The organism is Allocoprococcus similis (assembly GCF_054660775.1).
Map to the genome: position 1 here is coordinate 42,025 of NZ_BAAHSG010000003.1, position 10,251 is coordinate 52,275.

A 10,251-nucleotide genomic window follows, 5' to 3' on the forward strand; every position below is an offset into this window, starting at 1 on the left:
GAATATACCATTGGTATATTTTATATTAACCATATACAAATGGTATTGTCAAGTTATTTATGATAAAATATAAATATCATTATTCCAACAATAACAGGAGTATTAGTAAACGTAATGGATATTTTAGATAAAGAACGATTAAAAGAATGTAGACTAAAACTGGGAATAACCAAACAAGAAGCTGCTAAAAGGGTACAAATTTCTCAGCCCGCATATCTGCGATATGAAGCAGGCTCACGTAATCCTTCTATACAAACTATTGCTAAAATGGCTGAAGTTTTTTCAACATCTACAGATTACCTCGTTGGGAAATCTGCTGATCCGACTCCAAATAGAATAGTAGTTGAGCAAAATGAATCCCCTTCTCTGTTTTTTCTCATCGAAACATGCAAAAACCTAAACGCATCTCAATTAACACGACTTACAGCTTATGCAAAAGCATTATCAAATGCTGCTCCAGATAGCGAAAAATAGGTTTATAAATATAATGCAAGAAGTATACAAACTGACTTATTTTACAAATAATAATTCAAAATAGGTCTTACGTAAAAAACCTTACCGATCTTCAGTTTTTTACTTCTGAATATCAGTAAGGTTTCTTTGCAACTATCTCGTATACATAGTTTCTTCTTCTTCGTCATCGCCACCAGGATTTATCGTGCCGAGCTGATTCCAGTCCAAAATAACAGAATCAGTAAACGCATTGATGACAAGACCTGTTAATGTATATTGTGATCTCTTTGCCATATCCATCACATCAGAAAAGCGTAACTCTCTTTGAGAAAATTTCTTTCCATATTCTTTCATTTCCGCTCTACTTGTAAACACTGGAAGATAATATCTTTCTCCATTTTTCAGAATATCCAGCTGATTTTTTTCACTAATGTATGGAACCCATACTTTGCTGTTCTTCAAAGTCTCTATCATATCATTTTCTGCAGACCAGCTTTTTTCTTTTTTATAAATGTTCAGTGTTTCCTCCAGACTTTTATGGCTGTCAGCTGATACAAAATCATTATTTTTTTCTGCCTGCTGCCAGGAGCTTCCATTATTAGCAGTTTCGGATGTGTGAATTTCTGTATATGTGTTGTTCTGTGTTGTTCTGCCTGTGGTATTCCCAGTATGGTTTAACTGATTACTTCCACCTGATACTTCCTGATATTGTTTCCATTTTTTATCAATCCGAATTGCACCGGCTAAAGCAAGCAATAAGGCTATAGCCCCAGTACCTATCGTCCCGCCTAATACAAGTACCAGAACTACATAGACCAATTCTGTTATAGCAAGAATATACGCCATTTTTGTTGTTTTCTTTTTTAGCAGAAGAATTCCCATAACAATATCAAAAATCATAAACAACGTATTAAGCTTTACTGCCCATAGCCGGCTCATATCATCATAGCTTCCACCAGCCCGAAATACGCTTTCCGCTGTCTTTCCTATCTCTGAACAAATCAATATCCCTGATGCAATAGATACCACACCGGCCCAGGTAAAAAAAGAACGTATCTTTTTAAAATTAGGCAAAGCTGTAAATTCTTCCTTTGTAAGTCCCTTCGGAAGTGTATTGAGATCAATTTTTTGATTTTCCGCCATTCTTATCTTCTCCTTATGTATCTGCTCTTTTTCCTATTATATTATTTTATGTTTGATTTTTATCACTACTCTGTCTTCAGGACATATCTGACTTCTACACGTCTTGATGCTGCAGCGTCTTCTTTTCCTTCTCCATCCAGAATCAGCTTATTTGCTCCATTACCGACAACCTCGATAGCATTCGTAAGTTCCGGATAACCTGCTTTGATATAATCTGCAACAGTCTTTGCTCTTTCCTCAGAGAGTTTTAAATTGTAAGCCTCGTCTCCTGCTGAATCGGTATAACCCTCCACTACGATTGTTGATACCTTTCCATCTTCTATCGCACTGGATATTACCGGTACATAGGCTGCAAGGAATTGATCCAGATAAGCTTTTCCCTCTTCTGACAAATCTGCCTTATCCCAGGCAAAAAGCACATTATTATCCATCTGTACTGTTCCCGTCGACTCGTCTATCTTCGTAGAATCAAGTCCCTGCTCTTTGAAGGCTCCCATGAGTCCGCTTGAGACTGCTGTCTGGTTTTCTTTTAACTCTCCCAGCTCATCTTCACTCATACTGCTCACATCAGCATCTGTCTCTAAATTATCACTTAATTCACCATTCCAATATGCAGTGGAATCATAAACATAAGGATACCATTTTCCATCAACACAGATGGACAAGCCTCCATCCATTCCTCCATTTGGTCGGTTAGTAATCAGGAAAATCCCCGTGATTTTTCCACCTTCGCCTTCCTCAGATTCTCCAAGATCATAATTGTAACGATAGGTGCTGTCCCAGGTAAGAGTAAACTGATTGCCATCAATCTGTGTTTTTACATTCTCACCTGTTCTTCCATCTGCCCACTCAATATAAGAATCATAACCGTCTTCCGTATTCAAAGACAAATGAACTATCCCATCATATCCGGAACTAGAATTTTGGGCATATCCCCATTCATAAAGTCCTTCATTCTTTTTTTCTGCGTAAAGTATATCCGCAGATTTAAGTCTTGTACTTTTTCCGTCCTTAGACAAAATTAAATCCAGTCCATCAAAGCCATAAGAGTATTCAACCCAATCCTTGCGATCCTGTACATGATATCCCAGATTAGTTTCATCCTCATCATCCATAATCAAAGCTTCCAATCCCATATAGAGTTTGTCTCCTACTACTTCGTAGGCAAATGTGAAGAGAGTATTTACCGAATAAGAATATTCTCCATCCTCACTATATTTTTTTCTTTCGACAAAAGAGGCACGAATGTGATCATATTGCCAATATTCATGCAATGCGCCAATCTGCTGGTCTGTCAGACCTTCCTCTTCTTTCAGTTCTTTGTCTGTTTTTCCAGACAGGTCATAAATCAGGAAATCAGTGTCTGCATATATCTGTATCGGAAGAATCTGCACCTCATATTTTTCCGAATCCTCAATCTGCAGAGTCATATAGTCATAATCATCCGCATGCTCATTCGCATAGGAACCATCTTCATCTTTATAATTTTCTTCATTCCGATAAGTCCCGTAAAGCATATAAGCCTGCGGATCTGATCCTAAATCCACCAGCTCTGCATTTTTAGTTTGCTTACTACCACTACTATTACTACTATTACTGTCACTATTATACTTAATGCCAGCTCCACATGCTGTAAACACCATTGTGGACATCAAAAAGCTAAACAATACACAAAACTTTTTCATACCTTTCTTTTTTCCCCTTCACCTTACTCCGTATATACACTAAAGAACTGATCCGCCTGATCTACTACATTCAGATCTACTCCAATTATATTGACAGCTAACATATACCGTGAATCCTGCTCATTCACCAAAAACACAGTCACACCATAATACGAAACATCATAGTTCTTAAATGTATATTGTGCCGCATAATGTTTCTCACCCAAAAATGTGATTTCTTCCACATTATTTTGAAATTCAGTAACCTGTGCATCTTCTCCCATCAATTCTTTAGCATCATCCTCAGTCATCACTGAATTTTCCGCTATATTCTTCTCTTCATCCCATGTAGCTGTTTTATCTAAAACCGCTGCATTTTGAATGTTCAGTTCAATATATGTATTCCCATCCTCTGCCGAAAAAACTACCGCACTTCCCAACGAAATTAAAGATTTTAAATAATCATAAGTGCCTTCTGAATTAGAAGATTCTACAATGTCCGCATCGTTTAGTACGACATTGTTTCTATTTTCCAATGTATAAGTATCCGGGAGATTAATTGCAAATCCAAAGGAAGGATTTTCATATCCCTGGGATACATACCGCCCAATCATATCATCACTTATTTTATCCTCTTCATCGGCAGAATCTGCTTCTGATTCATCACTTTTTTCTGCTTCTTTTTTTGCAGATCCCATCAATCCGCTATCTGATTTGGACGATGTATCGTCAGTTGTCATCTTAATTCCACCGCCGCATCCTGTTAATCCAGATAAACTCAGGCAACCTGCCAAAACAAGTGCAAAAATTTTAACTTTTCGATTCCTCATACTCTCTCTTCCTTTCTTTTCCTGTTTCTCTTATGATTGGACAACTTTCCAGCCACTTTAATTAAATATCTTCATTTACAAGAAGTAACAGCCCCGGTATAAGTCCGATCATAGTAGCCGCTATCTTTAATCCGTCACTGAGTGGCTCTCGCCTGTCTATTCTGTTTAGAATTTTCTTTCTGATAGGAATACACCATAACAAAGCAATTCCAAACGTACAGATTCCCATTATAACTGTGCAGATATTTAAAACCTTCTTTATTGTTTTAAGTTCCTTCTCATCCGGATAAGCTCCTTCTAAAACTACAGGTCCTTCTTCTATTTTCTCTTTATCTTCAGTGACATGTACAGAGCTCCACTCATCCTTATCATCTAAATTCTTTCCATTCTCCTTACCATCTTCTGCTGAAAGCCATCCTCCCGGCAGCCCGCCTTCATCATCCGGCAGTTTCGGTTTTCCGGGTGGTTCAGGCTTCGGCAGTTCTGGTATACTTCCACCTGATTGTAATACCTCCAACGCCTGGTACATTTCTCTGGCAGAAGAGAATCTGTCTTTTGGTGCATATGCACAAGCTTTCAAAACGATATTCTGTAAATCCCTGCTTCCATATTTAGGTCGTGGCAAGGGATCCCCTTTTTCTCTCCTTGCCTGTGCCAGTTCAATTTCATCATGAGTTGGTAAATGATCCGCATCGATAAACGGACGCTTACGGTTATTCAGCATCCAGTAAAGCACCAGTCCAAGACTGTAAATATCTACCTCTTTTCCGTATTCTTCTCTTTTAATCACTTCCGGTGCCATATAACGCTCTGATCCTACTGTCGTTGCCTGGGTTGTATGATCCATAGTTCTGGCAATTCCGAAATCACCTAATTTATAATCGCCAAATTCCGATACCATAATATTTTCCGGCTTAATATCTCTATGTACGATATTTTTAGAATCACAAAGCATCAGCGCCGAACAGATATCTTTTCCGACTTTTATAACCATTTCCTCAGGAATAATTCCTGCATACTGTTTGATCAATGTTGTCAATGGGGTCAGCAGTTCCATACGGATAAAAACATCCCATCCAATTCCGTCTTTATGCGGTTTTGCTTCAAAATCATCGCAGCTGACAATATTGGTCTGCCCTTTAAATGCCAGCATGATCTGATACTCATCTACGTATCTGTGAAGCATATTTTTATACTTATTTCTTACACTGACAAGATCATATCCATCTGTAAAATCAGCTTCAATGTCTTCTTCATTTTTTGGGAAAGAAATCACCTTTACAGCAGCATCTTCCATGACACCCGCCGAATTCCGCTGTGCCAGATACACACTGCCATAACCGCCTCGTCCCAGCCTTTTTACAATCTTCCATCCCTGCCAGGGCAGAGCTGGATATCTCTCCTCATCCATTTACATCTCCTGTAATTCTATCTGTTTATTTCCAAAACAATTGCTGTAATATTGTCCTTACCGCCTGCATCTAACGCTGCTGTGAGAATTGCATCGACACACTTCGCCGTACTTTGCGTTTGCTGCATCATGGTTTCCAGAAAATCTACCGGCACCATGTCACTCACGCCATCGCTACAGATAAGAAAACGATCTCCCCTTTTCGTCTGCAGGCAATCCATATAGGGAAGTACGCGCACTTCCTCCGGATTCATTCCCATATACTGGGTCAAATAAGGCTTTCGTCCCTGAATACCGTTTTCTTTCATATAGGCTTCGTCTGTCTGATCTTCGGAAATCTGCCGAAGCTTCCCATCTCGCAGGAGAAAACATCTGCTATCCCCCACATTTACAGTCCAAACCTGGTTTCCTGTAAAATAAAGTCCTGCCAAAGTAGATCCCATCATCTCCGCATCCAAACGAAGGGTTTCCTTAAATATCCTGTCATTTACATGCGTACACATTTTTTCCAGATAGCCTTTTTTACCTGCAATATCATCTGCTTCTTCTGCATTCAAGTATTCCTCTGTTGCCTTTGCACCCATATAGGAAGCAATCTCGCCATATTCTCCGCCTCCCATGCCATCAAAAACAGCAAAGAATCTGTCCTTTTTTAGCGGAAAATTTTTCTCTAAAATACTTCCGAGTCCATTGTTACAGCTTGCCATATAGCGTCCCGCAAAGAAAAAATTGTCCTCGTTATTTTTTCTTCGCTTTCCTATATGACAGCTACAGGCAGCGGAGATTCTCATTATGCTCCGATTACGTGCCAAATAAATGTCGCTGATCATACTATGAATCACTTTCTTTCTCAGCATCGTTTTCATCTGTTTCTTCTAATGCAGCTCGAAAAACCTGCATTTCTGCATCTACAAAACCTACGAAAGAAACGTTCTCGATATCCTCCTGCATAAAAAGAAACATGGTTTCCGAATCGATATACCCCTCCGGATAGGGAACTGCGATATAATCGTAGGTTTTTTCATCCCCTTCCATTTCAACCTCAACGCCTATTGTCATTAACTTTTTTGTCGCACCTTTTAAGGTTACAACACTTCCATTTGGTAGTAATTGCTTTGCCATTTTATTTTCCTTTCTCGTCCTAACCAACGGCCAGATCTGCTATAGTATTGCCAAGTTTTCCTGCTGACTTTATAGATTTAATCGTACCTGTGACGACGTCATATCCAAAATTAGCTACAGAGTTGGGGTCTATATTAAGTATAGTCTTAATAATTCCATCTTTGCTGAGATATTTAAGATCATTGTCGATCACGTCATCCATGTGAATTTCTCCCCATACCTTTGACGTTTCTGCGGTGCCGCTTGTTATAGTTTGAAGCTTACCAAAAGATTTTCCAAGTTTATCTACACCATTTAAGAAAGAAACAACGTCCAATCCTGTGTAGGCCCAACTGCCCATTTTTTCTCCCAGCTTCTCATCTCCAAAGAGGATTTCTCCTGTCTCTCCACCTTTTTTTACAAGAAAATCCTTTAATGCATTTGTATTACCAACCTTGTTATAGTCACCGGTATAGGTGTATGTTGCATCCATCATGCCATTATAAATATCATTGCAGGCACTTAAAGTAATACAAGCAGCTACAGGAAGTGCTGCACCACCGGAGCCTGCTACCAGAGCTACCGCACCGGCAATTTTGACAACACCTGCACCAACTTTTACAGCAGATTTTCCATATTGAAGTGCCTTATAAACAAATCCTTTTTCATCATAGGATTTTTTTATTTTTGCAACAGTCTTCTTTCCTTTTTTTACAATTGCTTTCGACACTCCTGCCATATCTGCTTTCAAAGAATCCAAAAAACCGTCTTTTTTCTTTTTACTTTTTGCTTTTACTTTTTTAGATTTCTTTTCCCAATTTCTGTAATCCTCTATGACATCAGTCATCCCCTGTACCTGTCCGGGACTAATTCCCTCACCAGCTTCTCCTCCGAACACCTTAAAAAGAGACTGGTCTACCGACTGCATGGTTGTAGCACTGTTTTTCGCTGCTGCCGCCCCACTGGAAAGAAGCTCTGTAATACTTGCAAAGCTTTGCTGGGCGCTGCTTATTTTCCCTGCAAAATTATGTGCTAACAGTTCACTCCAATTATTGTTGGTGTCATTCAGAGTACCCGTAACCTTCGAAAACAGGGATTCATATTCTGCTGTCAGGCTCTGCATTTCACCAGCCTGCGCCAACAGAGTTTCCGGATCTAATATAATTCTGGATGCCATTCTTCTCCTCCTGTCCCTACAACTTCATGCTTGCCAGATCGATCACAGAAGAAAGATTGATATCTCCTGCTCCGATTGATTTATTAATTGGCATTACACCCTCCGGGATATTGCTTGTCGTAGTCCCACTTCCGATCGGCTGGATCGTAAGCATGGATGCAATGATACTCTCTACACTGGTAAACATTTCTGATATATTTTTCTCATCTGTCGTAAAATTCTCTGCAACCACCTTCATGACATTTGCAAAATTTCCGGATTTTTCACTGATTTTCAAAATCTCCTGGGCATTCGAACGGGTATAGTCATTGATAGCATCCCTCTCTTTGCAATTCCAGTTATTATGTTCCGTGATGGATGTCAAAATTCTTGCTGCCTCTTCCACTTCTCCATAGGCATTTGCAATCGTCTGGGCAATTCCCGTAATTGTCTGTGGATTCACATCTATAATCATCTTCTCATCTCCTAGCATCCCCTGATAGAGTACGAACTTTCCTGATCTCTTGACACAAATTTTGTCCTGGCAGATTCCATATAGGATATAAATTCCTGTAAAAGCTCTTTCATCTGCCCTGCTTTTTGAATTCTCTCTGTCATGATATTAATATAAGCCGTGCTTGCCTCTCCCTCCCAGGAAGAAGCAATCTGTGTCATAAGCGTCTGTGTCCGTGCATTCAAAGAATCCAGTTCATTTATATAGGCTCGCATAGATGAAATATTGTTCTGCAATCCATCTGCGTCAATTCTAATATTAGCCATGTTGGATACCTCCACTCTAATTCATGTTTTGTGCTGCTGCCATAATCTCCTTGAGCATTTCATCCTTCGCCTTATAAACAGCAAGCACATGACGAATATAATTTGTCGTTTCCTCCAAATTACTATCAAGCCTTTGAATCTGGTTGATCAGTTCCTGGGATTTATCATAAATAGCCTGGGCTGTCTCACCTTTCGAATTTGCCCCTTCTGTCTGAGCTGCTCTCAGACTCTGCAACGCATTTTGCAGGATAGACTGTGCCCGCTCGATTTTCCTGATATCCTCTCCGGCTGCGACATCATCAATTGTTATTTTTCCATTTTCATCTTTGTATGCCATTTTCTCAGTCTCCCATCAGAATCTTTTTTGCCTGCTCACAAACGACATTTTTTTCAACCAGGTGAAGTATCGTTTCTTCTTTTTGTTCCAGATCCATCTCATAGAAAGAACCACCTTTTTCTGCATAGAAATAGAGACAGGTATCCTTTCCGATATGAGTACCTTTCAGAATGATGCTCCTTTCTGCCTGGTCAATCGCAATGTATGCTTCTCTTTCCTCTGTATGCACATCTTCCTCCAAAAGAGAATAAAGCATCTTTTCTATTCCTTCTTTGTCCTGCGCCCTGACACGGTACTCCTGTGCCCGGCACTCTACAGATGTAATCCGATTCTCCATATGATGAAATTTATAATGTACAGATGCTCCTGACTCTTCCCATAAAATCAGCTCAGATTCATACATCCCCTGATAAACCGGCTGAAGCATTTCTATACATGCCGGCTCTACTTCCAGATTGCCTAAGAAATCCTCCTCGGCATATCCCTTTCTTTCAAGACCATCCAGAATTTCCTGCGCTTTTATTTTCCCCCGTTTTCCAATATCCTGCATAGCGGCAATATAATCATAATCCAGATATTTTCCGCCATTTACCTTTCCGATATAATAAATTTCTTCCGGGGATAGTATTAGTTCTTTCATTCTTTTCATCACTCATTTCTGTCTCAGCACATCTTTGTGCGAGGACGCATCCCCGCACAAATTGCCTTTTCTTACTGTCCCATAGATGCAGCAAGTCCTCCGTCAGTTTCTTCCATAGTATTGGCAGCTGTATCCAGCTTCTGTGCAAAGCTTTCCAGAAGTTCTCCAAAAGATGTAAACTGGGCATTGTAGCTTTCGAAATTTGATACAAAAGCTGTTGCAGCCTCACCTTCGAATACGCCACTCATACTGTTTACGATTGTGCGCATGCTGCTGATACACTGTTCAAAATTAGCCTTTTCAGTGCGGATATTTGTTGCGTTACTTCTCATTTCCTCTGGAGTTACAATAATTTTCATTTGATTTCCACCTTTCCTTAATACATCATTTCTGACTTTTTTATCTTTAAAAACATACATCGTTTTTAAGATCGTTTTATTTCGTAATCTCTTTATTTTAGATACATTCTTCTATTTATACCCCTGTATTTCCAGGATATCTCCGTTCCATACACACTCTTCCAGCAAGGAATTCTCTGCGTTTAATCTTCTTCCATTCCTCTGATCCACAAGACTGACCTGTTCCGGGTCAAAACATGCCAAAGGATCCAGTCCTTCCAGAGAATCTGAAATATCCTGCATCAAGTCTTTGATCTTCTGATTTACAGGAAGTTCCAAATCATATTCTTTTTTTTGCTTTATTCTTATTGTGACTATGATTCGATTCATCTTCCCAT

14 protein-coding genes are annotated in these 10,251 nt (G+C 39.5%); 1 reads left to right on the plus strand and 13 read right to left on the minus strand.

The genetic code is table 11. The annotated features are described in order from the left end of the window. The first annotated feature begins 114 nt into the window (after positions 1–114). Positions 115–474, plus strand: a complete 360-nt coding sequence (locus tag ACYQ5K_RS01390) for a helix-turn-helix domain-containing protein (protein WP_459777198.1) — start codon at positions 115–117, stop codon at positions 472–474. 132 nt (positions 475–606) lie between these two features. Here the strand turns inward: ACYQ5K_RS01390 and ACYQ5K_RS01395 are convergent, their stop codons facing one another. The 13 genes from ACYQ5K_RS01395 to ACYQ5K_RS01455 form a co-directional block, all read right to left on the minus strand. Further along, positions 607–1,596 carry an SseB family protein gene (locus ACYQ5K_RS01395; protein ID WP_459777199.1) on the minus strand — a complete coding sequence of 330 codons (990 nt, stop codon included), beginning with the start codon at positions 1,594–1,596 and terminating at the stop codon, positions 607–609. 65 nt (positions 1,597–1,661) lie between these two features. Further along, entirely contained in the window at positions 1,662–3,281 is a 1,620-nt protein-coding gene (locus ACYQ5K_RS01400; protein WP_459777200.1) for an OmpA family protein, read from the minus strand. Positions 3,282–3,304: 23 nt separating this feature from the next. Beyond that, positions 3,305–4,090, minus strand: a complete 786-nt coding sequence (locus tag ACYQ5K_RS01405; RefSeq protein WP_459777201.1) for a hypothetical protein — start codon at positions 4,088–4,090, stop codon at positions 3,305–3,307. 61 nt (positions 4,091–4,151) lie between these two features. Then, the gene (locus ACYQ5K_RS01410; RefSeq protein WP_459777202.1) at positions 4,152–5,501 is read right to left on the minus strand and encodes a serine/threonine-protein kinase; all 1,350 of its coding nucleotides are present in this window, start codon (positions 5,499–5,501) and stop codon (positions 4,152–4,154) included. 17 nt (positions 5,502–5,518) lie between these two features. Beyond that, the gene (locus ACYQ5K_RS01415) at positions 5,519–6,208 is read right to left on the minus strand and encodes a PP2C family protein-serine/threonine phosphatase (RefSeq protein WP_172676438.1); all 690 of its coding nucleotides are present in this window, start codon (positions 6,206–6,208) and stop codon (positions 5,519–5,521) included. 124 nt (positions 6,209–6,332) lie between these two features. After that, a complete protein-coding gene (locus ACYQ5K_RS01420; RefSeq protein WP_459777203.1) occupies positions 6,333–6,623 on the minus strand; it encodes a DUF4176 domain-containing protein in 291 nt (96 codons plus the stop codon). Positions 6,624–6,642: 19 nt separating this feature from the next. Next, positions 6,643–7,779 carry a WXG100 family type VII secretion target gene (locus ACYQ5K_RS01425; RefSeq protein WP_459777204.1) on the minus strand — a complete coding sequence of 379 codons (1,137 nt, stop codon included), beginning with the start codon at positions 7,777–7,779 and terminating at the stop codon, positions 6,643–6,645. Positions 7,780–7,795: 16 nt separating this feature from the next. Next, positions 7,796–8,233 (minus strand): hypothetical protein, encoded by a 438-nt coding sequence (locus ACYQ5K_RS01430; RefSeq protein ID WP_044998517.1) that lies wholly within the window; start codon positions 8,231–8,233, stop codon positions 7,796–7,798. A gap of 11 nt (positions 8,234–8,244) precedes the next feature. After that, positions 8,245–8,538, minus strand: coding sequence for a WXG100 family type VII secretion target (locus ACYQ5K_RS01435; protein ID WP_270202972.1), 294 nt, complete (start codon positions 8,536–8,538; stop codon positions 8,245–8,247). 16 nt (positions 8,539–8,554) lie between these two features. Then, positions 8,555–8,875, minus strand: coding sequence for a hypothetical protein (locus ACYQ5K_RS01440; protein ID WP_008368736.1), 321 nt, complete (start codon positions 8,873–8,875; stop codon positions 8,555–8,557). 4 nt (positions 8,876–8,879) lie between these two features. Then, positions 8,880–9,515 carry a hypothetical protein gene (locus tag ACYQ5K_RS01445; protein ID WP_459777205.1) on the minus strand — a complete coding sequence of 212 codons (636 nt, stop codon included), beginning with the start codon at positions 9,513–9,515 and terminating at the stop codon, positions 8,880–8,882. Between the two features lie 71 nt (positions 9,516–9,586). After that, the gene (locus tag ACYQ5K_RS01450; RefSeq protein ID WP_044998562.1) at positions 9,587–9,874 is read right to left on the minus strand and encodes a WXG100 family type VII secretion target; all 288 of its coding nucleotides are present in this window, start codon (positions 9,872–9,874) and stop codon (positions 9,587–9,589) included. A 111-nt stretch (positions 9,875–9,985) separates the two neighbouring features. Next, positions 9,986–10,243: an EsaB/YukD family protein gene (locus tag ACYQ5K_RS01455; RefSeq protein ID WP_459777206.1), complete on the minus strand. Its 258-nt coding sequence runs from the start codon at positions 10,241–10,243 to the stop codon at positions 9,986–9,988. Positions 10,244–10,251: the final 8 nt, after the last annotated feature.

Excerpts from the sequence above, each read along its gene's own strand:
- ACYQ5K_RS01450 (WP_044998562.1), bottom strand. The coding sequence starts at position 9,874 with ATGAAAATTATTGTAACTCCAGAGGAAATGAGAAGTAACGCAACAAAT.
- ACYQ5K_RS01405 (WP_459777201.1), bottom strand. The coding sequence starts at position 4,090 with ATGAGGAATCGAAAAGTTAAAATTTTTGCACTTGTTTTGGCAGGTTGC.
- ACYQ5K_RS01455 (WP_459777206.1), bottom strand. The coding sequence starts at position 10,243 with ATGAATCGAATCATAGTCACAATAAGAATAAAGCAAAAAAAAGAATAT.
- ACYQ5K_RS01445 (WP_459777205.1), bottom strand. The coding sequence starts at position 9,515 with ATGAAAGAACTAATACTATCCCCGGAAGAAATTTATTATATCGGAAAG.
- ACYQ5K_RS01430 (WP_044998517.1), bottom strand. The coding sequence starts at position 8,233 with ATGATTATAGATGTGAATCCACAGACAATTACGGGAATTGCCCAGACG.
- ACYQ5K_RS01420 (WP_459777203.1), bottom strand. The coding sequence starts at position 6,623 with ATGGCAAAGCAATTACTACCAAATGGAAGTGTTGTAACCTTAAAAGGT.
- ACYQ5K_RS01400 (WP_459777200.1), bottom strand. The coding sequence starts at position 3,281 with ATGAAAAAGTTTTGTGTATTGTTTAGCTTTTTGATGTCCACAATGGTG.
- ACYQ5K_RS01395 (WP_459777199.1), bottom strand. The coding sequence starts at position 1,596 with ATGGCGGAAAATCAAAAAATTGATCTCAATACACTTCCGAAGGGACTT.
- ACYQ5K_RS01410 (WP_459777202.1), bottom strand. The coding sequence starts at position 5,501 with ATGGATGAGGAGAGATATCCAGCTCTGCCCTGGCAGGGATGGAAGATT.
- ACYQ5K_RS01390 (WP_459777198.1), top strand. The coding sequence starts at position 115 with ATGGATATTTTAGATAAAGAACGATTAAAAGAATGTAGACTAAAACTG.
- ACYQ5K_RS01425 (WP_459777204.1), bottom strand. The coding sequence starts at position 7,779 with ATGGCATCCAGAATTATATTAGATCCGGAAACTCTGTTGGCGCAGGCT.
- ACYQ5K_RS01435 (WP_270202972.1), bottom strand. The coding sequence starts at position 8,538 with ATGGCTAATATTAGAATTGACGCAGATGGATTGCAGAACAATATTTCA.
- ACYQ5K_RS01440 (WP_008368736.1), bottom strand. The coding sequence starts at position 8,875 with ATGGCATACAAAGATGAAAATGGAAAAATAACAATTGATGATGTCGCA.
- ACYQ5K_RS01415 (WP_172676438.1), bottom strand. The coding sequence starts at position 6,208 with ATGGCAAGCTGTAACAATGGACTCGGAAGTATTTTAGAGAAAAATTTT.